This is a genomic window from Leuconostoc suionicum (assembly GCF_001891125.1).
Taxonomy (GTDB): Bacteria; Bacillota; Bacilli; order Lactobacillales; family Lactobacillaceae; genus Leuconostoc; species Leuconostoc suionicum.
On the sequence record NZ_CP015247.1, the window covers coordinates 1,777,501 to 1,802,253 of the forward strand.

19 protein-coding genes, 1 rRNA gene and 1 riboswitch are annotated in these 24,753 nt (G+C 38.5%); of the genes, 7 read left to right on the forward strand and 13 right to left on the reverse strand.

Annotated elements, in window-relative coordinates; genetic code table 11:
• Nucleotides 1–100 precede the first annotated feature (100 nt).
• The 5 genes from A6B45_RS08930 to A6B45_RS08950 all read right to left on the reverse strand — a co-directional run bounded on the left by A6B45_RS08930 (nucleotide 101) and on the right by A6B45_RS08950 (nucleotide 6,294).
• Nucleotides 101–1,651 (reverse strand): 16S ribosomal RNA (locus A6B45_RS08930).
• Nucleotides 1,652–2,155: 504 nt separating this feature from the next.
• Complete coding sequence (locus A6B45_RS08935; RefSeq protein ID WP_072614246.1) at nucleotides 2,156–3,214, reverse strand: PTS transporter subunit IIC; 1,059 nt, start codon at nucleotides 3,212–3,214, stop codon at nucleotides 2,156–2,158.
• 34 nt (nucleotides 3,215–3,248) lie between these two features.
• Entirely contained in the window at nucleotides 3,249–4,238 is a 990-nt protein-coding gene (locus A6B45_RS08940; protein WP_072614247.1) for a D-2-hydroxyacid dehydrogenase, read from the reverse strand.
• Nucleotides 4,235–5,428 (reverse strand): aminotransferase class I/II-fold pyridoxal phosphate-dependent enzyme, encoded by a 1,194-nt coding sequence (locus tag A6B45_RS08945; RefSeq protein ID WP_072614248.1) that lies wholly within the window; start codon nucleotides 5,426–5,428, stop codon nucleotides 4,235–4,237. Before A6B45_RS08945 ends, A6B45_RS08940 begins: the two co-directional genes overlap by 4 nt.
• Before the next feature lie 275 nt (nucleotides 5,429–5,703).
• Nucleotides 5,704–6,294: a nucleoside/nucleotide kinase family protein gene (locus A6B45_RS08950; protein WP_072614249.1), complete on the reverse strand. Its 591-nt coding sequence runs from the start codon at nucleotides 6,292–6,294 to the stop codon at nucleotides 5,704–5,706.
• A 116-nt stretch (nucleotides 6,295–6,410) separates the two neighbouring features.
• Between A6B45_RS08950 and A6B45_RS08955 the strand changes: the two genes are divergently transcribed.
• Complete coding sequence (locus A6B45_RS08955; protein WP_072614250.1) at nucleotides 6,411–7,811, forward strand: APC family permease; 1,401 nt, start codon at nucleotides 6,411–6,413, stop codon at nucleotides 7,809–7,811.
• Nucleotides 7,812–7,862: 51 nt separating this feature from the next.
• On the opposite strand, the gene ezrA is transcribed toward A6B45_RS08955, so the two are convergent.
• The gene (gene ezrA / locus A6B45_RS08960; RefSeq protein ID WP_072614251.1) at nucleotides 7,863–9,578 is read right to left on the reverse strand and encodes a septation ring formation regulator EzrA; all 1,716 of its coding nucleotides are present in this window, start codon (nucleotides 9,576–9,578) and stop codon (nucleotides 7,863–7,865) included.
• Nucleotides 9,579–9,883: 305 nt separating this feature from the next.
• Between ezrA and rpsD the strand changes: the two genes are divergently transcribed.
• Nucleotides 9,884–10,495, forward strand: a complete 612-nt coding sequence (gene rpsD / locus A6B45_RS08965; protein ID WP_072614252.1) for a 30S ribosomal protein S4 — start codon at nucleotides 9,884–9,886, stop codon at nucleotides 10,493–10,495.
• A gap of 123 nt (nucleotides 10,496–10,618) precedes the next feature.
• Here the strand turns inward: rpsD and A6B45_RS08970 are convergent, their stop codons facing one another.
• Nucleotides 10,619–10,897 (reverse strand): hypothetical protein, encoded by a 279-nt coding sequence (locus A6B45_RS08970; RefSeq protein WP_227005836.1) that lies wholly within the window; start codon nucleotides 10,895–10,897, stop codon nucleotides 10,619–10,621.
• Between A6B45_RS08970 and A6B45_RS08975 the strand changes: the two genes are divergently transcribed.
• The 4 genes from A6B45_RS08975 to A6B45_RS08995 all read left to right on the forward strand — a co-directional run bounded on the left by A6B45_RS08975 (nucleotide 10,890) and on the right by A6B45_RS08995 (nucleotide 14,352).
• Complete coding sequence (locus A6B45_RS08975) at nucleotides 10,890–11,753, forward strand: MFS transporter (protein WP_072614511.1); 864 nt, start codon at nucleotides 10,890–10,892, stop codon at nucleotides 11,751–11,753. The genes A6B45_RS08970 and A6B45_RS08975 overlap by 8 nt on opposite strands.
• Before the next feature lie 94 nt (nucleotides 11,754–11,847).
• Nucleotides 11,848–12,222 (forward strand): YueI family protein, encoded by a 375-nt coding sequence (locus tag A6B45_RS08980; RefSeq protein ID WP_072614253.1) that lies wholly within the window; start codon nucleotides 11,848–11,850, stop codon nucleotides 12,220–12,222.
• Between the two features lie 6 nt (nucleotides 12,223–12,228).
• The gene (locus tag A6B45_RS08985; protein WP_072614254.1) at nucleotides 12,229–13,515 is read left to right on the forward strand and encodes a replication-associated recombination protein A; all 1,287 of its coding nucleotides are present in this window, start codon (nucleotides 12,229–12,231) and stop codon (nucleotides 13,513–13,515) included.
• 393 nt (nucleotides 13,516–13,908) lie between these two features.
• Nucleotides 13,909–14,352, forward strand: coding sequence for a universal stress protein (locus A6B45_RS08995; RefSeq protein ID WP_072614256.1), 444 nt, complete (start codon nucleotides 13,909–13,911; stop codon nucleotides 14,350–14,352).
• 54 nt (nucleotides 14,353–14,406) lie between these two features.
• Here the strand turns inward: A6B45_RS08995 and A6B45_RS09000 are convergent, their stop codons facing one another.
• Together A6B45_RS09000 and A6B45_RS09005 are read right to left on the reverse strand one after the other, a co-directional pair.
• Nucleotides 14,407–15,846 (reverse strand): amino acid permease, encoded by a 1,440-nt coding sequence (locus A6B45_RS09000; protein WP_072614257.1) that lies wholly within the window; start codon nucleotides 15,844–15,846, stop codon nucleotides 14,407–14,409.
• 70 nt (nucleotides 15,847–15,916) lie between these two features.
• Nucleotides 15,917–16,084: riboswitch (Lysine riboswitch) on the reverse strand.
• A 17-nt stretch (nucleotides 16,085–16,101) separates the two neighbouring features.
• The gene (locus tag A6B45_RS09005) at nucleotides 16,102–16,530 is read right to left on the reverse strand and encodes a hypothetical protein (RefSeq protein ID WP_227005833.1); all 429 of its coding nucleotides are present in this window, start codon (nucleotides 16,528–16,530) and stop codon (nucleotides 16,102–16,104) included.
• A 717-nt stretch (nucleotides 16,531–17,247) separates the two neighbouring features.
• Between A6B45_RS09005 and A6B45_RS09010 the strand changes: the two genes are divergently transcribed.
• A complete protein-coding gene (locus A6B45_RS09010; RefSeq protein WP_072614259.1) occupies nucleotides 17,248–18,429 on the forward strand; it encodes an LCP family protein in 1,182 nt (393 codons plus the stop codon).
• Between the two features lie 55 nt (nucleotides 18,430–18,484).
• Here the strand turns inward: A6B45_RS09010 and A6B45_RS09015 are convergent, their stop codons facing one another.
• The 4 genes from A6B45_RS09015 to A6B45_RS09030 form a co-directional block, all read right to left on the reverse strand.
• A complete protein-coding gene (locus A6B45_RS09015) occupies nucleotides 18,485–19,693 on the reverse strand; it encodes a metal-dependent hydrolase family protein (RefSeq protein WP_072614260.1) in 1,209 nt (402 codons plus the stop codon).
• 26 nt (nucleotides 19,694–19,719) lie between these two features.
• Nucleotides 19,720–21,336, reverse strand: a complete 1,617-nt coding sequence (locus A6B45_RS09020) for a peptide ABC transporter substrate-binding protein (RefSeq protein WP_072614261.1) — start codon at nucleotides 21,334–21,336, stop codon at nucleotides 19,720–19,722.
• 315 nt (nucleotides 21,337–21,651) lie between these two features.
• Nucleotides 21,652–23,028: a hypothetical protein gene (locus A6B45_RS09025; RefSeq protein WP_072614262.1), complete on the reverse strand. Its 1,377-nt coding sequence runs from the start codon at nucleotides 23,026–23,028 to the stop codon at nucleotides 21,652–21,654.
• A 338-nt stretch (nucleotides 23,029–23,366) separates the two neighbouring features.
• On the reverse strand, nucleotides 23,367–24,698 hold the full coding sequence (locus tag A6B45_RS09030; RefSeq protein ID WP_072614263.1) for an APC family permease: 1,332 nt from the start codon (nucleotides 24,696–24,698) through the stop codon (nucleotides 23,367–23,369).
• Between the last annotated feature and the right edge of the window lie 55 nt (nucleotides 24,699–24,753).

The window sequence follows — 24,753 nt, forward strand, 5'->3', positions numbered from 1 at the left end:
AGACAATGATACCTATTAAAGTATCACACTCAAAACTAAACAAAACTTTGAAACAAACAAATTGACACTTAAGTCCCTGTCGCTTTCCGATTATCCTTAGAAAGGAGGTGATCCAGCCGCAGGTTCTCCTACGGCTACCTTGTTACGACTTCACCCCAGTCATCTGTCCTGCCTTAGACGGCTCCTTCCTAAAAGGTTAGGCCACCGGCTTTGGGCATTACAAACTCCCATGGTGTGACGGGCGGTGTGTACAAGACCCGGGAACGTATTCACCGCGGCGTGCTGATCCGCGATTACTAGCGATTCCGACTTCATGTAGTCGAGTTGCAGACTACAATCCGAACTGAGACGTACTTTAAGAGATTAGCTCACCCTCGCGGGCTGGCAACTCGTTGTATACGCCATTGTAGCACGTGTGTAGCCCAGGTCATAAGGGGCATGATGATCTGACGTCGTCCCCGCCTTCCTCCGGTTTGTCACCGGCAGTCTCGCTAGAGTGCCCATCTGAATGCTGGCAACTAACAATAAGGGTTGCGCTCGTTGCGGGACTTAACCCAACATCTCACGACACGAGCTGACGACGACCATGCACCACCTGTCACTTTGTCTCCGAAGAGAACACTTCTATCTCTAAAAGCTTCAAAGGATGTCAAGACCTGGTAAGGTTCTTCGCGTTGCTTCGAATTAAACCACATGCTCCACCGCTTGTGCGGGTCCCCGTCAATTCCTTTGAGTTTCAACCTTGCGGTCGTACTCCCCAGGCGGAACACTTAATGCGTTAGCTTCGGCACTAAGAGGCGGAAACCTCCTAACACCTAGTGTTCATCGTTTACGGTGTGGACTACCAGGGTATCTAATCCTGTTTGCTACCCACACTTTCGAGCCTCAACGTCAGTTGCAGTCCAGTAAGCCGCCTTCGCCACTGGTGTTCTTCCATATATCTACGCATTCCACCGCTACACATGGAGTTCCACTTACCTCTACTGCACTCAAGTTAACCAGTTTCCAATGCCATTCCGGAGTTGAGCTCCGGGCTTTCACATCAGACTTAATAAACCGTCTGCGCTCGCTTTACGCCCAATAAATCCGGATAACGCTCGGGACATACGTATTACCGCGGCTGCTGGCACGTATTTAGCCGTCCCTTTCTGGTATGGTACCGTCAAACTAAAATCATTTCCTATTCTAGCTGTTCTTCCCATACAACAGTGCTTTACGACCCGAAAGCCTTCATCACACACGCGGCGTTGCTCCATCAGGCTTTCGCCCATTGTGGAAGATTCCCTACTGCAGCCTCCCGTAGGAGTTTGGGCCGTGTCTCAGTCCCAATGTGGCCGATCAGTCTCTCAACTCGGCTATGCATCATTGTCTTGGTAGGCCTTTACCCCACCAACTAACTAATGCACCGCGGATCCATCTCTAGGTGACGCCGAAGCGCCTTTTAACTTTGTGTCATGCGACACTAAGTTTTATTCGGTATTAGCATCTGTTTCCAAATGTTATCCCCAGCCTTGAGGTAGGTTGTCCACGTGTTACTCACCCGTTCGCCACTCACTTGAAAGGTGCAAGCACCTTTCGCTGTGCGTTCGACTTGCATGTATTAGGCACGCCGCCAGCGTTCATCCTGAGCCAGGATCAAACTCTCAATTTGAAAATTTGAAGATTGCTCTTCGATTAAACTGACTATCTTTCGCTATATCTCTATAACGTAATCCGTTTATTGTTTGTTACGAATTGACTTCGCAAATTTGTTTTTGTTACTTTACGTAACAGCTACAGATTCGTTTGTTCAAAGTTTTGTTCAGTTTTCAATGTGCTACTCGTTGTCGCTGAGACAACTATATTATCTTACCACGCTCATTTCGCTTTGTCAACTACTTCTTTTAAGAAGTTTTTCTCGACTTCACTACTTTCGCGCTCCCGTTCCCCCTTGCCTCGCAACGCTTTGCGTCGCTTCGCTCCGTTGGAACATATACTAATATACCAACTTTAACCCCGCTCGTCAACTACTTTTTTACTTGTTTTTTACTTTCCTTTACTCGTTCGCTTTTTATCCCTTTTTAACCCTTTACTCCCTCTCCTCATTCGCTTTATCCGCCCCTTTTTTATCCCTTTCCTCTCTTTCGTTCTTCTCCCTTTACCTTTACTTAAGTAATTACTGCAATGTTAGCTTAAGATCTTCTGCTTTAATCATTTTCAACTTAGTCATGAATAACCATTTTAAAACTGTAGCGATAATAATAGGAAGTATGACAAATACCAGCAAAACACTAAATATAGATACAACGCTTTTGTCTGATTCCGACCAAGCCGTCAACGGACCGACTAATCCAGAGAATCCAAACCCTGCGGAAAATGGCGTTCCTTTGATATTCAACATAGTTGCTACCGCACCCATTATTGCCGCACCAATACTTGTTGGTATAAATAGTTTGGGTTTTACTAACATATTTGCCATTTGAATTTTTGGTGAGCCAACAAAATGCGCCAATGTTCCACCAATGGGATTCACACTAGCGCCCATTAACGCTAATGTAAAACTTGCCACTGTGATTCCTGCATTAGCAGCGCCTGATCCAACTCCTGCCAGGCTAATAGCCATCGCAATACCTACCGAAGATAATGGGGAAACAATAAGAAAAGCAAAAATCACCCCTAGGGCCGCGCCCATTACTAGTGGTGTTAATTCAGTAGCATAGGCGACGCCATCCCCTATCAAAGTTTGCAAGACACTGATTGGCTGTAAGGTCATCAGCCCAATGCCGCCAGCAATAACCGCTACAAATAATGGCTGTAATAATATTTTAAAATGTCCAAAAGATTTCTCAGTGATCTTTACCAATATAGATGCCAAAAAGGCTACAAACAAAATATTGAGCATCACACCGCTACCAGAAATAATCGTGCCATTGGCTGTGCTTTTCACAACACCAGCAGAAACAAACATCGCAAGCGCGATGGCGCCTGAATCAATTACTGTCAACTTTAAAATTTGACCCACAGCAAATCCCGCTACTAATGGCAATGTACTTTGAATCAGTGTTGTCATAAACGCAATCTGGGTAGCAATTTCGTTACCAGAAAACAATAACAGCAATTGACTGACCAATGCACTAGGGATCAAAGTCAAAACTATACCCAAGCTCGTACCATTCAATATATCAATAATGAATTTTTTTATTGTTGCCGCGGAACTACGTTTAACTGATTTCATATTTCTTTCCTATGTATGCGCCGAAGCGCTTAATTTAAACTTCGTGTGGTGAAGATTGACCGTTTAATATCATTAATGTGTCATCTAACGAAATATCAACCATGTTCTTGACGGCTATGTTAGTAAAGAAGCCAACATGAGGCGTAATAATTACGTTTGACATTGATAATAGTTTTTGGATGCGTGCATCTTGCACCCTCTGATTATGTAAATCGTGATTGAAAACACCGGACTCGTTTTCCACCGTATCTAACGCCGCGGCACCCACTTGGCCATTTTCTAAAGAAGTAATTAAATCATTTGTGCTGATAACTGGGCCACGTGAAGCATTTATTAACAACACACCTTTTTTCATTTTTAGGAAATCAGCCTCAGAAAGCAAGTGAATTGAGGTTTCATTTAAATCGACATGTATACTAATTACGTCACTTTGTGCCAACAGCTCATCTTTTGTAACGTAGGTAATCACATCACAAAGTGAAGTATCAGGGTCCGTATCGTAACCTAAGACGTTGACACCAATACTACTTAGTAGTTTTGCCAATGTACCACCAATTCGCCCTACACCAATAATGCCGATGGTAACAGAATGAATTTCTCTTGCTTGCAGGCCGGTCCAGCGAAAATCATTGTTAGCAATCCGTTTTTCAAATTCTGGCGTATGACGCAATAATCTCAGTATCTGCATAAGTGCCATTTCGGCAACTGATCTGGGTGAATAGGCTGGTACATTTGTTATTTTTAAACCAGCTTTTTTAGCCAGATCAACTTCAATCATGTCATATCCAGCGGTCCGTGTCGCTATTTGAGTTATTTGTTTAGCAATATGATCATAAAATTGTTGATTCCCACCAATTTTTGCAGTTTGTTGTATGATTAATCCGTCAATTTCTGTTAAGTTAGGTAGTGTTTCAGGATGGAAATCATCACGAGAAATCACTATTTCCACATTATTCTTTTCAGCGTAGTGACGAATAGCCTGCTCTTCGTCACTACGCACACTTGTCATCAATATTCTATTCATTTACCATTTTCTTCCATATAAGCGGTCAAACGGTGCATAGCTTTTTGCAGTGTTTCAATTGATGCTGCATAGCTTAGTCGAATATATCCTTCTCCTCCAGGACCAAATGACGAACCTGGAATCAAAGCTAGACCATTCTTTTGAGCTAAATCACGAGCAAAAGCAAAATCATCCTGAATATAGCCAGCCGGTATTTTAGCAAAAATATAGAATGCCCCATCTGGTTTAGCAACTTTAAAACCAAGTTGTGTCATTGTGTCATAAACATAATCACGTCGTTGAAGATACTCAGCCTTCATGACTAACGTATCTTGCCGCCCTGCCTCTGTCCCTAACGCCTCTGCAGCTGCAGCCATAGCCGGATTAGAGGCAGTTGTTGTTGCAAATTGGTGAATCATCGCTATTTTTTGAACCAATTGTGCTGGACCAGCCAAAATACCAATGCGATAACCCGTCATTGCATGTGATTTTGAAACACCATTCAGCAAAATTGTTTGTTCAGGCAAATATTTAGCCATTGATACATGACTATTTTCATATGATAGCTCAGAGTAAATCTCATCGGAAATAACAATAATGTCAGTACCACGCAAAACATCTGCAATCGCTTTTATTTGTTCATCATTGTAAGTAACCCCAGTTGGATTAGATGGGAAGTTTAGTACAACGGCTTTGATATCATCCCCATGCTTAGCAATTGCATCCTTTAGCATCTCTGGACTTAATACAAAATCATTTGACGAGGTATCGATAAATACTGGTTCAGCACCATCTACTAACCCCACTGCTATATATAATGGGAAAATCGGTGTGGGGAGTATAATTTTATCCCCTGGATTTAATATAGTTGTGAGCGTATCATAAATAGCTTCAGTTGCCCCTATAGTTACAATAATTTCGTTAGTAGGATTGTAATCGATATCATAACGGTCTGCCAAGAATCCAGCCGCAGCCTCACGTAAATGAATCGTACCATTTGATGCAGCATAGTGTGAATCATTTGCCTCAATCGACCGAATTGCCGCTTGTTTAATGTGATCGGGTACATTAAAATCTGGTTCCCCTAACGTCAGCTTAATAATATCTGGAATCTCACTCACCTCAATATCAAATGCTCGAATAGCAGATGGACCAACAAGTTTCAAATGTTGATTGAGATTATTCAATAACGAGGGTTTTACTTCTGGCATAATTTTCTCCCTAATTTAACACAAAACGCACATCCAGAAAAAATTCTGAATGTGCGTTTGCTCAAATATAGATGAACTCACTAGGCATTCAGAAGATTAATCCGAATACCTACGCAAAATGCCTTAAGTACTTGGATAGTTAGCCAAAATACTTAAAGTAAAAATTTGCTGTAGTTTTGTTCATTAAATGTGACATTGTGTTAAAACCTTTTTATTTTGTATGAGATTAATTTTAATATTAATTCAATCATTTGTCAAGTTTCTTATTAACAAAATCACATTTTACCTTTTTTAGGTAGGCTACGGCCGCTCATAATATCATTGACAAGTAGATCAAGACGTACTTTAGTTTTTGCCCAATCATCGTTCGCTAGTTCATAGGCAACATTTTTCAGTTCTTTTGGCAAGGTTACATCGCGTAAAAATTCCGGCGAAGCTATTCGTTGTTCAACCACTAATGGATCATCTCCCCGAACCTGCACACGGTCAATTAGCATATCAGGATGCGTGACTGTAACGAAAATAATCACAGCCTGCTCACCTAGTTCCTGAGAATACGTAATAGCCCCCGCAGTGTCCAAGACAATTGTTGCATACGGACTTTTTCCCCAAGCGCGCTCTAATGCCTCGTATGATGAGCCGTACTTATATCCAGCATACTGCACCCGTTCCAAATAATGATTCTTTTCAAAACTATTATCAGTTTCAAAATAATAGGCTATGCCGTCTTCTTCCCGCTCCCGCGGGGGGCGCGTTGTATGCGTTAGAACTCGTGGCATCCGATATGTGTCTTGCAAATAGCGTGCAATTGTTGTCTTACCGACGCCTGTGGCACCAGTAATTACAAAAACTTTGTTATTTTTCATCATTCAAATTCCTTAGTTATTATTGTATCGTAAAACTATTTATAAAGTTCGACAAGTATACTTGAAATTGATAGAATAGCTGGTGTACAAAAACTATTAAAAATGGGAGAACTATTATGTCACTTCTTGCGCGAGCTTTTAAGCGGGAATCTGTTGATAATTACCTAAGTGCAGATTCACATATGTCGCGTGTTTTAACAACGCGCGACTTAATTAGTCTAGGAGTAGGCACAGTCATTGGTACAGGAATATTTATTTTTCCTGGCCACGAAGCCGCTGATCATGCGGGTCCAGCAGTAGCTATTGCATTTCTAATTGCTGCAATTTTCTCTGGATTATCAGGAATGGCTTTTGCTGAGTTTTCAGCCGCCATGCCAGTTGCTGGCTCAGCTTACTCATATGGGGGTGCTATTTACGGAGAAATCATTGGTTGGCTATTAGGTTGGTCATTAATTGTCGAATATTTCTTAGCAGTATCAGCAATTGCAACTGGATTTTCAGCTTACCTTGGTAATTTATTAGCTATATTCGGCATTCATATCCCCAAATATTTATCTGCCGGCCCAATGGAAGGCGGAATTGTCAATTTATTTGCAGTATTAATTATCTTATTCGTCGCTGCTATACTGTCACGAGGATTAAACACTTCAAAGAAGGTTGAAAATGGCGCAGTAGTTATCAAAATTGCTATTTTAATCTTATTCATTGTTGGCGGATCATTTTTTATTAAAACAAGCAATTATGTACCATTTTATCCTAAAGAATTTCACAGTGGATTGGGCGGCTTGAACGGAATTTGGGCCGCAACTGCTAGCATTATTTTTGCTTTCCTAGGCTTTGATACCATCGCTGCCCACGCTGCTGAAGTTAAGAACCCACAAAAGACAATGGCCAAAGGTATTGTTGGTACGGTTATTATTTCAGCCCTATTATACACACTCTTCTCTATAGTGTTAACGGGAATTGTCAATTATAAAAAACTTGGTGTTGATGACCCAGCAGCATTTGCGCTGCAAGTTGTACATCAAACACAGTTCTCTATCGTCATTACTATTGGTGCGTTAATCGGTATGTTCACAGCTGTATTAGCCCTGATCTATGCCTCATCCCGATTAACTTATTCTTTCGGGCGTGACGGTTTACTTCCGCGCAGCCTAGGTAAAATATCACCAGGATCGCATTTACCAGTAAATGCATTAATTTTGGCAGTTGTCGTTGAAGTTATTTTCGCGGGTCTTATCCCCCTCAGCACATTGGCTAGTTTAATTAACGCGGGTACTTTAACAGCATTCGCCTTTATTAATTTCGGTATCCTAATTCTTCGTCGTCGTAAAGATTTAGCTCACGATGGTTTCAAAGTGCCTGGCTATCCAATTGTACCTTTTATTGCGGGTATGATAAGTTTGTTCTTTATTACGCAACTATCTGCCGAGACACTCAAAATGTTTGGCATCTGGTTACTCCTTGGTATTATCTGGTACTTCTCCTATGGTATTAAGCATTCTAAATTATCATAATCTAAAATAAAAGGAGCCACCGCTCAATAACGGTGGCTCCTTTTATTTTGACTATACTAACGGCGTTTTTCGGCGCATGTATGAATCAACTAATCTTTCATAAACACCTGGTTCAGCACTGTCAAGAGCTGAGCCGAGGATATCCATTGCCTGCTTGAAATTATAGTCCCTCTCGTAAAACATTCGTGCTTGCTCGCTCGCAGCAGCAACACGTTCATTCGAAGCACGATAACGATTAGCATATTGTAATAGCTGTTCAGTGAGTGCAGCCTGATCAACAATTTCTTCTGTCTTTTCTTTTAATGTATCAATGTCAGCTGATACAATGTTCAATTGACGTTGTACCTCATCCATGTCAATCAAATTTGTATTTAATGACTTAGCAAGGCGCTTTAATTCATTTGATACGGCATAAAAATATTCCAGATAAGCGACTGGCAAACCAGGCAAGTTCATCCGTTCAACGGCGTTCTTAATTGCTTCCACTTCTTTTTGATATTGTCCACCTAGTTGTCTAGCTGATCGATCAGCTTTTTCCAATCCAGAAATTTTATCCCAAATGTCTACCTGTTGCGTCTCAATTTCTTCAAACTGCTTCAGCAATTTTTCTTGCTGAATTCGCAATTCACTGTATGATATTTCTTTGGCTTCAAGTAAATCATCATTATGATTAATTTGCTCCTCTGCCATGTTGATTTGTTCAAGTAAAGTACGTCTTGTTTCCAACTCTTTATGATTAAATTGGAAGCTTTGACCTAATCTATCCAGCTCAATAGATAGTGTCTGATTTTGCTCACGCAGACGCAATAAATCAGAAGAAAGACGATCGGCATTTTTAGTGACGTGCTTGCGTGCCGTTACTTCCGTTTCCATCGTTTCGTACATTGCATCAATACGCTGTTCAATATATCCAGTTTGTTCAGTTACTTCCTTTAGCTTCAAATCTGCTAATAAATTCAAAACTTGCTGGCGTTGTGAGTCAATTGCTTGAAGTTCTTGCTCCACGCTATCATTTGGAAAAACATAACCGGCTTCTACAAGCTTAGTGTGCCCTTGGGCTAGTTCATTTAATTGATCAACATACTTAATGTTTAATTGATCAAACAACTCTGGAATATCAGCCATCATTTTTTCCATTTGAGTTGTTTCCATCGCTAACTGTTCATAGATATCAGAAGCCGTAGCATGATCACCATTCTCTGTTAACTCTGTAAACTCGTCGTAGTCTGCTTCTAATTGACTCAAAAACTTATCTAGGGCAGGGTTAGCTGGTCCAAACTTAAAGTTTTCAGCAAGCAAACGCTTACGCAATCCCTCATACTTCTTCTTGAGATCATTGATTGCCTCGCGATGCTCTTCATCAGTTTTCTTTAAATCAAGCAGACCAGCCCGCACATCTTTAATGGTAGTTTCCGTGTCATCCACCATTCCTTGCAAACGTTCTAATTCATTACGTGTCTTAATAAAGTTTATGCCTCGAGCCTCAAAAAGTACTAAATTAGCTTGTTGATCAATTTTCAAAAACTTATTATTTTGAACATCATTAAAAGCACTCTCAAATTTCTGATAGTTCTTTAAAGACTGGCCTGTTAAAGGTAACTTTCGTCCCTCTACAAGCTCTTCACGAACTTTCAAAGATTCAAGCTGATCTTTTCTTGCCCTGAGGTCACTAACTTTTTTGACCGTAGTTCTTTGCATCACAAATATTGCTAAATAAGCGATGACAACCAAAAGTAATATAATTGCTAAGACTGTAAAGTTAAACATATGGATAGTTTCCAACCTTTTAATTTTCACTTTCCATCTTAGCACTTATACGGTTCAATTAAAGGAGATTTGCTAAATCTCAAATCGTTTACAATTTTCTTAACAATTTGCTATTCCTTAATGGTTCTGATATCATGTAATAAGTTGTTAAATTGAGTAGCAGTAAGTAAAGAAGCGCGTCAACAACGCCCCAAATCGTTAGTAAGGCCATAGCTACTGGCTCTGAGAAACGTCAAGATAGGCGCTGCACGCATCTGGTACTTACCCTCAAATGTACAGCATAATACATTTTGGAGGACATATACATGTCACGTTATACAGGTCCAAAGTGGCGTATCTCACGTCGCTTAGGTGTTTCATTGTCTGGTACTGGTAAAGAATTGTCACGTCGTGCTTACGCACCTGGTGACCATGGTGCCGGCCGTCGTGCTAAAATTTCTGAATACGGAATGCAATTGCGCGAAAAGCAAAAGTTGCGTTTCACTTATGGTTTGACTGAACGTCAATTCAAAGCTTTGTTTAACAAGGCTGGTAAGATTCGTAAGGGTACTCATGGTACTAACTTCATGATCTCATTGGAACAACGTTTAGATTCAGTTGTTTATCGTCTCGGTTTGGCAACAACACGCCAACAAGCACGTCAACTTGTTAATCATGGTCACATCTTAGTAGATGGTAAGCGCGTTGATATTCCTTCATACAACGTTCAACCTGGACAAGTTGTATCAGTTCGCGAAAAGTCAAAGAACATCTTGCCTATTCAAGCTGCTATCGAATCAGTTGTGGCACGCCCACAATTCGTATCATTAGACACTGAAAAGCTTGAAGGTTCACTCGTTCGTTTGCCAGAACGTGAAGAATTAGATGCTGACATCAACGAAGCATTGATCGTCGAATATTACAACCACTTGGGTTAATATTTTAATTCTTAGTTGGTTGAAACGTCACCAAAACATGGTGACGTTTTTTATTTTTATTAGTAACGAGCAAAAAGGCAACCTAAAGTTAGGTTGCCTTTTTGTGCGAACTTTTTTATTCGTTTAATTATTTATTTCTGGCATTTTCCAAGCATTTTTATAATCATATCGATCCCCTTCATTTACTAAAAACTGGTGGACATATATTTCTCGAACAGCATGGGCCGTGTAGAACAAGATGTTTTGTTCTATTAGCCAATTATCAATTTTCAAATAAATAAGATATCGATCTTTTTCATTTTCAGTTTGCTTGAAAAGAAAAATTAAATGCTGGAGTTGCTCTAATAACGTTGGAAATATTGCTAGTGGCTTGATTAGCCCAGCTAGTGAAGCAATGCTCATCGACGTCTCAACTGAAAAAACACGTGCTTTCATGTATGCCATCAATTATTGGGCTAATAACCTGGCATTGATGGTTGGAATGCTCATTGGTGGCTGGTTATTTGAACGACATTTCTTATTACTTACTACTATTCTAGTTATCATAAATATTAATTCATTACTTTTAACCAAATATTTAATTACTGAAACCCATGAACAAACGATTAATAAAAAAAGTCACGTTGGGTTTCAGTCTGTATTTCATAGTTATCAGATCGTATTATGCGATGCTCGTTTTGTTATCTTCACATTAGGTGGCATCTTATTACTTAGTGTTGAATTTCAACGTACTAACTTTATTGCCATCCATTTGGCACAAAGTTTTATCCATACGAAATGGTTGGGTATATCATTTGATGGTGTAAAAATGTTAAGTCTATTGACAAGTATTAATACAGCTATTATCGTTTTGTTTACTGCACCAATATCTCGTTGGATAACTAATCGCAATACGAAAAAAATATTTGTAATGGGCACCATGTTATTTACATTAGGCTACGCTCTGCAAGCATACGTCAACACGCTACCCTTATTAATTTTGTCAAGCTTCATATTATCTTTTGGTGAATTGATGTATGTCCCAACACGTCAATCAAAATTAGCCGATTTAATGCCAGAAAATAAACGTGGCGCCTACCTTGCTTTTAATGGTTCAATTTTTCAATTAGGAAAAGTCATTGCAGCATCAATGCTGATTGGCGCACCATTTCTTGGTTCGTTTGGTATAGCTACCACAATTATTTTTCTGGGATTAGGAGCGATTATATTAACTCTTTGGGCACTACGTTTAATACCAGATAACCAAAACAACATCTAGGTTTATCATTGCGCCCCATTGACTGAGAGTTTAGGTACAAATTAACAACTAAGATAACGTATAATAGAAGTATCAAACATTAATGGAGAAAATTATGGACGTCAATGAACGCTTACAACAAGAACAGCTTGGTACTGGCAGCCCAAAAATTAACCCTGATGAGCAAAACCGTTATCTTGGCACGTTCCGAGAACGTGTCATTGTCGCAATTAAGGTATCTCAATTAGGCAATTCAAACATCCAATCACAATTTGCCGCATCACTTAAATCACATAGCATTGGCAAGGTTCTAATTGATCAGCAACTTGCCGGTGACTATTTTTCAACGTATGTCGGTTTAGCAACGCAGAGCAAACATAGTTTCACCTTGCTTTCCGACTCTACAAAATCCGCACATCAAGAAGATCCAATTGCAGTGGTATTAGCCGCTAGTACTGCTGTCAATGTAGATAATATTTACTTAGGATAATTGTTTATGACACAAGAACCGCTAGCGTACCGTATGCGCCCCACAAAAATTGAAGAGATTGTTGGCCAACAACATTTAGTTGGTGAAGGCAAAATCATCTGGCGCATGGTCGCTGCTCATCGGCTGAGTTCGATGATTTTGTACGGACCGCCTGGTACTGGTAAAACATCAATAGCTAGTGCCATCGCCGGTTCATCAAAATATGCGTTTCGCATGCTAAACGCTGCTACCGATAGCCAAAAAGATTTACAAATCGTTGTCGAAGAAGCAAAAATGTCAGGGACTGTCGTCTTATTACTAGACGAAATTCATCGCTTAAACAAAATCAAACAAGACTTTTTACTACCGCATTTGGAGTCCGGAGCAATTATATTAATTGGTGCGACGACAGAAAATCCTTATATTAATGTCACACCGGCTATTCGTTCCAGAACGCAAATATTTGAAGTTAATAGTCTAAGTGAAACAGATATTACAAACGCCGTTAAACGAGCCATTACTGATAAAGAAAAAGGCCTTGGACAATACAATATCGTGCTCGATGATAACGCTATGTTGCAATTATCACGAGCAACAAATGGTGATTTACGTAGTGCTTTAAATGGTTTAGAATTAGCAGTTTTATCAACAAAAGCAGATAAAAAGGGTGTCGTTCATATCAGTTTGCCAATCATTGAAGAGACTGTGCAACGCAAAGCATTATCAGCAGATAAAGATGGAGATGCGCATTATGATGTGATTTCAGCCCTGCAAAAATCAATTCGCGGTTCCGACACCGATGCGGCGTTACACTACGCTGCCCGCATTATCGAATCCGGTGATTTACCGATTTTAGCACGCCGACTTACCGTTATTGCATACGAAGATATCGGGTTGGCAAATCCACCGGCAGCTCAGCGAGCCGTCACCGCTATTCAAGCCGCACAAACACTAGGATTTCCAGAGGCCAGAATTCCACTTGCCAATGCTATTATTGAGCTCTCTCTCTCACCTAAATCTAATTCGGCCTATAAAGCGATTGACTCGGCTATTAGTGATGTTCGTCATGGCAAGTCTTACGATATACCAAATCACTTAAAAGACGCACATTATAAGGGATCTTCGGAGTTGAATCACGGTGTAGATTACACATATCCACACGACTATGATAATGATTGGGTAGCTCAGCAATATTTACCAGATAAAATGACAAACATTCAGTACTTTCATCCTAAAGGTAATTCGAAAGTTGAACAACAATTATTTGATGTCTATCAAACACTAAAATCGCGACAAGAAAATGGGCTAAACTAAAAAGTCAAGTCTTTCAGTTAACGAGTTTTCGCGTTATAATACTATATGAATTCCTCAGATATACGCATTGCTACATCATCAGCTTTTTCCTTACAACTTTTATTTTCGGTTGGGAATTCAAGACTTAGAAGATATGCCCTTTCATTCGGTAATCTGACAATCTTGATGAACCATCCACCTCGATAATTTCGAGGAAAATCTGCGTAGCGATTAACGGTATCAATTGAGTGTTCCGGGCTAAGCCCGTGCGTCCACATTTGTGGGCGTTTTTTTGTATAAATTAAAACCTGTGTTTAATTAGGTTAAAGAACATACTATTAATTTTATTATGAAAGCGCTATACTAGAGGTGTAGAAGAAGAACGCATTGCACATTGCAAGAAGGGATGTTATTATGACAGCAAATTATCATAGGATTTTAGTACCACTGGATGGATCAAAAGAATCTGAAGCTGCATTAACGCGCGCGATTGAACTGGCCTTGGATGCTGGTGATGAAGGCATCTTGTCAATTTTAAACGTTATCGATACCCGTGCATTTCAAAATGTAGCTAGTTTTGACGATACAATGGTTGAAGCAGTTTCAGATGAAACGCGTAAAAGCTTAGAAAAATATAAGGCACAGGCAATTGAAGCTGGCGTTAAAAATGTCGATTATCTAATCGAATACGGTTCGCCCAAGTCGTTAATCGCTAAAGATGTACCTAACGAAGTCAATGCTGATTTGATTGTTATCGGTGCAACTGGATTAAATGCTGTGGAACGTTTAGTTATTGGTTCTGTTACTGAATTCGTAACGCGATCTGCTAAAGTTGATGTCCTAGTAGTTCGCGGTTAAATTATTGCTCATATAAAAAGACACTACAATGATGCAGTGTCTTTTTATATGTCTTTATTTATATTGTTCTAAATCAACATCTTTTAGAGCAATTAGCTTCGTTTTATGAGAAACCTTGTACCAAAAATATAAGATTACAAACAAAGGAACTGATAAGTAGGTCACAAATATTTTTTCCACATTTAGATGGGCAAAACTGTCCGGATCCTGACCAATAATAACACCAATAGAAATTACTAGGGCAAATAGTGGGCCGAATGGGAACCACTTAGCCTTGTATTTCAAATCAGACAGACTCTTCCCTTGCGCCACATAAGCTCTTCGGAAGCGATAATGAGAGATAGCAATGCCGACCCAAGCAATGAATCCAGTTAACCCAGAGGCATTGACCAGCCAAGTATAAGCAACTGATCCTCCTTTGGTGTTAGCAATAAATGCTAATAGCCCAATCGCGGTAGTTAATACTAAGGCTGCAACTGGTACCCCTCTAGTTGAAAGCTTGGCAAAAATTTTAGGCGCATCCCCTTTACGCGCCATAGCGTACAACATACGTGTAGAAGCATATGAACCTGAATTTGCTGACGAAACAATTGATGTTAAGATAACTGCGTTCATTAAACTAGCCGCAAAAGCAATCCCTGCATTTTTAAATACAATAGTAAATGGTGAGACAGCAATGTTTTGTGTGGAAGAACTCAATAAGCGCGGATCTTTATAGTAAACCAAAGCGGAAATGACAAAAATTGCCAGAATATAAAACAATAAGATACGCCAAAATACTTGATTTATCGCCTTAGGAACTGACTTATCAGGATCCTTAGCTTCTCCAGCAGTAATACCAATTAACTCAGTTCCTTGAAAAGAAAATCCGGCAACAACAAAAACCGAGAGTACTGCTTGTGGTCCACCAACAAACCCGTGATTACCGACCGACAAGTTTTTCATGACATTGATGTCAGAATGAATTACACCGAAAATAGTAGCTAGACCAACAACTAGGAAAGCAATGATAGTTATCACCTTAATCATTGATAACCAAAACTCTGCTTCACCAAAAGTACCAACCGAAAGGATATTAATCAAAAAGATAAGTAATAACGCAACTGCGGAAAATATCCATCCAGGCGTATGTGGAAACCAGAACTCAGCTACTAAACCAACAGCAACAATATCAACAGCAAGCGTGATAGCCCAATTAAACCAATAGTTCCAACCCATTGCAAATCCCAATGCGGGATCAACATATTTTCCAGCATAATCAGAAAATGAGCCTGATGTTGGTGAATATGTAGCCATTTCCCCCAGTGAGGTCATTAAAAAATAAACCATTACACCAATAGCTAAATAAGCAACAATAGCTCCTAGTGGTCCAGCTTGAGCAACAGTTGCTCCTGACGCCACAAATAATCCCGTTCCTATTGAACCACCTAATGCAATCATTGACACATGTCGTGTTTTCAATCTACGCTGTATGTGTCTATTATGTTCAGACATAATATCTCCTTCTCAAAATAAAAAACCTCTTCACAACAAACGGAAGAGGTTTAAAAAGTCATTATTAATCACTTTTCAAAGCGCACCGCAATTTTGCGACAGTCTAGCAACTATTAATCACTAGCCCAAGAATTATCTTGCCAGATAATCCTTTCGGCAACCTTCCCTTTTACATGATTTCAACATCCTGGCGGACTTCATCATGCGACTCATGTCGGTTGCAACCTCTTTGACACAATCAAAATAATAACACACTTATACACGACCGTCAATTTTGAGTACCCTTTGCCAGTGACGAGCACGTTTGTAATATTGTTGTGCACTAAACTGCCACCAAAAATAGCCAAAGGTAATTGCTCCCAAGCCACTAGTCAATGCCATATGGTGAGATTGAATACGGGCTAACATAATTGATAACCAAAATAAACCAATGACAATATTGATCATCACTTGAATTTTTCTCGACTTGACCAAATGTGGCATAATAATGACCAGCAGCAAGAGCAATTGCAACCACCATACCAACAATAAGTTGGGTATCGTTTCACCTATTTTAGGACCATCCTGCCAATGAATGCGTAAAATAATTGTAATAACCCATGTCAGCAACATCGCAACAAGTTGTGTAATGGCAAACCACCAAGCAGCAATCTTATAATTTATTAAATAAAGAAATGCTACCATGACCGCTATCAATGGAATGACGACCCAATAATGGGAAAAAAGATTACCTAACCCTAAGTATAAGGGTATTTTCAACGATAAAATATTGTTTACTGCAAAATCTGTAGTCGCGTCCAGAACTTGCATAAATATCATATGAAATCTAACTTGAATACCTAAAAAAACAAAAATAATGCCAAAAGTAATGATTAAAATTTTTCTTAGTTTATCCGGTGGAATTAACATTGTTTATAATTGTGATGATACGGATACGCATATTCAAATTATACTGACACAAACATAATTCTATAAGGACAACAATATGCTCAATTAACACCGCTTGCTCACATTCTCCCAAATATTAAATTTCTACAAACTCATTTGCTTATAGTTCTTAATAATTGTAGCATTATATGAGATATAATTATTAAAAAAAACTGATATGGTTAAAATTTAATCTTGACTTTAACTTGGTCCGATATCATTACTACCAGTTGGTTTTTTGCCGATATTTTTAGTTGTGCTCTTAAGTATTAATACATGGTAAACGAATTATTGCTAGACTAATAATCTCAAAATGTGATGAACATGAAGGTCAGTGTTTTTTGATTAATAGTTAGTTTCAAGTTTTCTACCTTTGCTATCTAAAAATGACAATGTATCGATAAAATTCGATAATTGTCTTTATTATCTTAAAAAATGCCATAATTAATTGGCTAAAACAATCGAGAGACGGTTATGAAAAAAAACAAAAAAACTGCAGTTAAGTCCAGAATTGCTCGCTATTCAAAAAGTAGTCACAAACTACGAAATATTATCTTGCTTGTTGTCGGTCTCTTACTTATCGTGTCAGGCACATTTGCTTGGATGGCTATCCATAATACTAAATCAGCAATTGATAAAACATACAAGAGCAGTGGCGTCACAAAATCCCGAAACGTCTCAAGCGTTGTGCAAAGTGGAAAGCCTTTGTCTATTTTGTTATTTGGAACGGATACCGGTGAATTAGGACGTACCTACAAGGGACGTACCGATTCAATGATGTTGCTTCTTGTTAATCCTAAGACAAAAAAAACAACAATGATTTCTATTCCTCGTGATGCGATGGTTTCTATTCCGGGGTACGAAAGTACTTTCCCTCAAAAAATAAATGCAGCTTACGCCTATGGTTCAACGGCAACTGCTATTAAAACTGTAGAATCTTACTTAAACATTCCTATTGATTTTTATGCCTTAGTTAATATGTCCGGCTTGGAAAAAATGGTCACTCAAGTTGGGGGGATTTCTGTTAAGTCCCCCATTGACTTCACTTATAGTCAGGACACAGCCCATGCGTATGGTGCAAACCTATACCGTTTCCACAAGGGAAGTACAGGCTATGAACATTCTGATGATAATGGGGTCACTTGGTCGGCAACCAAGCACGTCATGACTGGTGATGCAGCCCTTGCATTCTCGCGCATGCGTTACGATGATCCAGATGGTGATTATGGGCGCCAAAAACGTCAACGATTGGTGTTAGAAGCGTTAATTAAAAAATCGGCTAATGTTTCTAGTTTATTAAATACCAAGTTTATGAATACAATGAGTTCAAATGTTCAAACTGATTTATCATTTGGTGACTTAACTACAATTGCTAGCAAATATATTAACGCCGCAAAGAAAATTGTTACAGAGCATATTCAAGGTGTTAGTACGAGTTATCCTGATTCCGAAGGTAATAATGTTTCATATGAAGTTGTTACTCAAAAAGAAAAACAACGTGTTACTAATTTAGCTCGTAAAGCCCTTGGCTTGAAGCATGCTTCTACTGGTTCAGCCTACGGCGGTGATATACCAAGTTCTCTACAAACAATAGCTGATTCTCTCCGACCAGAAAATGACGAATCAACTGATTCTGAGGATAGTTCTTCAAACTAAAAAAATTAACTGAACTAAAAAAGACGTTGTAATAACGTCTTTTTTTATTTGTGTTTTATCTTATTACAGCATGACCATGTTGAAAAATTTGCTTCTGTTCTTGCTGCAAAACTTTCATATTATTAATCGGGTTTTCCCGAATCACAATAAAGTCTGCATATTGACCAACCTCAATAGCACCGTAGTTATCATTAATTCCCATCATTTTAGCTGCGTTAACAGTTGCTGATTTTAGAACTTGCTGAGGCGTCATATGACCAAATTCAACCATCATATCCATTTCGACAGCACTTTCATTTCCAAAACCATTGAACGGTGTACCAGAATCTGTTCCCATTACAATATTCACTCCCGCCGCTGCTGCTTTCTCGATACTTTTTTGATGTGCCTCCCAGTGTGTAATGGCTCGCTCAATCATCCATGATGGCACTTCATCCGGTCGATCAATAATCCTCTTCATAGCTATCATTGTTGGTATGACCGATGTTCCTTTGTTTTTCATCAATTCTATCGATTCGTCATCAATATGAAAAGCATGTTCTACAGAATCAACTCCAGCTCGGACAGCAATTTTTATTCCTTCGGCACCTTGAGCATGTGCCGCAACTTTAATTCCTTTTTTATGCGCTTCAATCACACCTGCTCGAACTTCATCTTCATTTAATTGAACCTGATCTGGGGTCTCAAAATCTCCAGCACTTACACCGCCAGTCACCATAAACTTGATTACTTGGGCGCCGCCTTTCATTGCCTGACGTACTGCCTTACGAACCTCATCAACACCATCAACTTCAATACCACCACCATTGCTACCATGTCCACCTGTCATTGAAAAGGCTGCACCACTAGCAACCATCATTGGTCCTTGAATCCCACCTTCACGCTGCATACGTGCAATTTCAATATCAGTCATACGTGCTGTGCCAACATTTCGTACAACCATCACACCATGATGAAGCATTTTTTTCATATTATGTTCGGCCACAATAGCTGCTCGAACATGCTCTTCATCGCTATCAACACCAAATTTTTCCTTTCCAAATTCATGGTTCACATCAGAGTCAATATGAATGTGCGCATTAATTAATCCTGGCATAATGTATTTTCCCGCCATATTAATAGCATTTTCGATATCAGGGCCTTCACCTTTTCCAACATCAATATAGCGTCCCGATTGTTCATCAACAATAACGTACCTGTTTGGATCAAATTCACCTGTTTGTGCATTAAAGCCATTGAAATTGTAATATTTTGTTTTTGTCATTTGATAATTTCTCCGTACTCATTAAGTTATTTCCAGTACATATCTTGATATGCTGGTGAATGAAAGCTATTTCCTTTAAATCCACCAATTTTATCAGTAACAACATTTGCTGTTACTGGTTGATAAATCGGTACCATATAAGCTTTTATTTTAGTAAAATACTGGTTAGCTTTCTGTAACGTTGCATAACGTGCTTTAGCATCGTTTGTTTCTTCCGCCGCCTGTGCTAAATAACCATCGTATGTCGCATCACTAACTTTTGAAAAATTCAACCCATAACCGGTCTTGCCAATCGCCAATGGGTAAGCCGCATCTGGTACAGTAACGCTTAATCCCATATTCACCATGTCAAAATCTTGTTTTAATACTTCTGAAACAGCTTGTGAATGTGGCACGTATTTCGTATTAATAGTGATGCCCTTGAATGCGTGCTCCACAGTATATTGAATATAAGCACCAACTTTTCTACTTGTAGAATCGTCGTCAAATGTCATTGTAAATGTTGCACTAGTTTTTCCCGTATCCTTTAGATAGGCTGCCCATTCAGTTTGTGCTTTTTTCTTATCAACTGTAAACTGTGTGCCAGCATCTTTGGTAAAATCCGCACCAGTTTTCGGATTTGTCATAATGCCTTTTGGCACCGCATTTGACTGTGGCATTGAGCCATCATTCATTATGTTAGAAGTAATCTCATTACGGTTTATTACATATCCAAATGCTTGCCTTAGGTGTATATTGTTAGTCTTTTCGCTTGTTTCATTAAAATATATGCCCCTAACCACTGCTTGTGGGGTTGCGTGATAGTACTTTGTGTTTTTGTAGGTTTTAATATAGTCATCAGAAAGCTGAGCAATGTCTAAGTGTTTATTCTTAAATTCGTTCGCTGCCGTCATTGGTGTCTTAATAACTCGCACTTTAACCTTTTGAATTTGTACCTTCTTCGCTGCCCAATAATTAGAATTTTTAGTGAAAGTAAAGCCAGAGTTAGTTCCAGTCCAACCAATCATCTGATAGGCTCCATTCGTCACCATATACTTTGACGACGTACCGTATTTAGTACCCCACTTTTCATAGTCTTTAGTATTAACTGGAATAATAGAGGTTGCTAATTTGTCAAAAGAAGGTGTTGCTTGTGTTAATGTGATTTGCAACGTATGACTATTAATTGCCTTAACACCAATTTTATCCGGTGACATTTTACCTGAGTGAACATCTTCATAATTTTTCATGATTGATATGGCATCAGCTGAGTTTTGTGATTTTGTTTTTGGATCTGCTATTGCACGGATTGCTGTCACAAAGTCTTGGGCAGTAACTTTATCTCCATTTGACCATTTAGCATTGTTCCGAATCTTAAATGTATAAACCGTACCATTTTGAGTTGGCTTCACAACTTTATCTGACATTCCGGCAACAACTTTATCACCTTTATAACGATAAAGCCCTTCATAAACTTGATCTTGGGCCTGACCTGAATAAATATCAGTTGTCATAATTGGGTTCATAGTCATGACATCATCTTTCATCATAGTTTGCAAAGTTTTAACCTTGTTCTCTGATCCGTTAATGTGTTTCACAAACCAAGTGCCTGCTATAGCACAGATGACGAATGCACCTGCCGCCCAACGTATTTTTTTGTTCATTTATCTCTTCCTCATATCCTTGACTTAAAACTTGTTTAACAAATAAAATAAAAACCAATCCTATATTGGATTGGTTTCGTGATTGTATCATTATTCACGGAGAGCAAATCCAGTCGCATATATTTTAGCGACTGAAAATGCTCAACCGCCTTACTCGAGAATGAGGGCGTTGAGAAGTAGTTGTGATTGTACAGCCTGTGTTTGCATGTTTATTTTAATCATCATGTTGTTCTCCCGACATATTTGATGAAATTAATATTACATTATTTTCTTTATATTTTCAATACTTTTTCCAAAATCTAATAAATGTGGTTTTCAGCTTATATTTTTAGGATATTCAATATGTTGCCAATCCTGATCAAATAATATTTCTTGTAATTCATCATCTGTCACATCTTGCCCATCAAGAGACTTTTTATATACTCTTCTTTGATCTTGTAGTGCTCCGTTTTGATACATTTCTGCTCGTGAAATCGCATATTTTATTAAAGAATTGTCTTCAATTTCATTGCACAATTGCGCTGATAAAGTTATCGAAGGATTAATAACACGTTGGTTTAGTTCGTTTAGTGTTCGTTGCATATTTACAGAGAGGCCAATCGATTTGACAAAATTTTGAAGGTTATTCATCATATTGATTGCTTCATTTTGGTACCCAGTCATCGACTGAGCCGGTTCTAAAGCAACTTTTTCATTCATTTTTTCAGCTTTCAATTGATCACTTTCTTGCCAGTCATCTTCATTCATCACAAAATACATTACTAATAATCGAATAAAGCGAACAGTAGAACTACGAATACCTATTGATGAAGTTGGATCTAAATCCAACATACGTAATTCCATATAATCAACGCCGTTTTGTGCCATACCTTTTAGACCTTTTAATGACTTTAATCGAATGGGCCCATGGAATTCTGACTCAGACTGAATCTCTTCTGAATCAATAGCTACTAAAATAGCCTTCTCATAGTCATGAATACTCGAATAATTTCCTCGAAAATCACTAAACAAGCCATATTCTCGTGATCCTCTTAGTGAACGCACAGGATAATCTGGAACACTGCCGACATAAAAATTTTGTTCAGAGATAGGCGTAGCACCAAACAAGTAAGTCAACAACCAACTATATTTAATGAAACCATGTGTTACCTTTTCAAATAAAGCATTACGTATCGCTGATTTATCCGTATAATCATTTCTAACATAAGCATAGAGTGAATTAATCAGCGCACTGTCAAAGCTTAAATTAACATGTACACCTGTCGGTAGTGCTCGTCGAATATCATGCTTAGATAACCATTCATGATAGTATTTTTCTTTTTCTGGACTAACATGTGATATTTCTAATGTATTTAAATTCTCAGGTAATATTGGTGGTAATGAAAGGGGCCAAAGTACTTCATCTTCTTTTAATGCCGACCGTAATGAATAATTTAGTGCGGTTAAATCGCGAATGGCTTCAGCCGCATTTGCAGCAGTGGGCGTTATAATTTCACTTTGCATATTAAAAAAATCATTTTTGATTCGTCTATTTTTCTCTTGCTCACCAAGTTCTTCTGGAAATCCGTGATTAGATAGCTTGCCGTTTTTAAACACTCTATGCATTTCGACTTCTATACCCATTTTGACGTCCATTAAGGCTGTTTCCAAATCTTTCGATAGTATCAATTGACCAATTTTGTCTAATTCCATGTTATTTACCATCAATTCACAATGTTATTTTTAAGATAACAAATAATATCATTATTTTATCATCGCAATAAATTGTGTTTCTCCTTTTTTTAATTGCCATTTGAACAAAAAAACCTATCCGAAACCGGATAGGTCATGTGAATACGTTCTGTTCAAGACAGCTACCTCCAGTCGCACTATTAGCAACTGAAAAGACTCAGTCACCTTATTTAAAAATAAAGGTACTGAGTAGATATACATACGATGTCTTTATATTCATTGTTTTCTTAATCATAATGTACTCTCAACTTATTTAATGAACCTAATATTACACTACTGGATGAATGTTTGCAAATATTTTATTTGTTATTTATACGGCGAGAAAGAACTAGATAAACCGGATATCCTAAAGCAACAATTGCAATTGAAATGAGCACACCAGAAAGATCATGCATAATTTCCGAAATTTCGACATACACTGATCCCAAAATTGCTAGAATTGGTAGCCAAGGATACAATGGCATTGAAAAGTTACGTTGCTCACCCAAAGGATCTCTTCTACGTAACTTAAAAACGCCAACAAATACTAATATATAAAACAAAAATGTTGTAAAAATCGCAATATCACTTAACCTATCAGGATTAGTAAAAACTATCATTAAAATCCCTAGCAAAATCATAAACCAAATCGATTTATTAGGTGTACGTGATCGCATATTAATTTTTGAAAACTGCTTAGCAAATGGAAATAAACCGTCATTAGCCATTGCAAAAAGAACACGAGGAAAAGAGACTATTTTACCATTGAGGGTTCCAAGTAATGAAATTAATACCGCTACACTTAATAACCTCCCACCAATAACCCCGAAGGCATTAGTAGCCATATATAGTGTTGTGTTTTGACCTAACTTAACAATGTTATTAGCTGGTAAGCTTTGGTAGACACCAAAACTTACCCCAACGTACGCTACAATGACAATTAAAATCCCAAAAATTATCGCTCTAGGCAAGACTTTTTGCGGATTTTTAATTTCTCCACTAATATTGGCTAATGTAACCCAACCATCATATGCAAACAACGTTGCTAAGACAGCCACACCAAATCCTCCTTGACCGCTTTGTGAAATATGAGCAACGGTTTGTCCAAGTGCATTATGCTGTCCAAAAAAAATTCCAAAAATAATTAGTGCAACTATAGGCAACATTTTCACTGTGGTTGTTATGATTTGGAAACCTGCACTGAAACGATTAGGAATCGAATTAATAATACCAACAAATGATAGCGCAAGAATTGCCGAAGGAATTTCTAAGCTTTTAGATAAACCAAACAAATCAACAAACAGTATTCCAAAATAAGCAGCAATAGATCCCATCATTGCCGGGCCGTAAAATATCACTTGCATCCACCCAGCCAAGAACCCCCAAATCTTACCATAAATTTTCTCGATATAAATATAAATGCCACCAGTTTTGTCCATTTGGGAGCCAATTTCAGCTACACTGATTCCTGACGCTAGCGTTAAAAGACCTCCAGCAATCCAAGCTAACATCGCTGCGTTTGTGCTACCTGCTGATTCTAAAACACTGCCTTGCTTAAAAAATATACCAGAACCAATGATTGTTCCAACAACTAAAGCTAATGATGCTGTTAATCCAAAACCACGATTTAATTTCTGTTCATTATTTCCCATCATATCTCCAAGATAAATAAATAATATCTTTATTATTCATCAATACCCATCACAT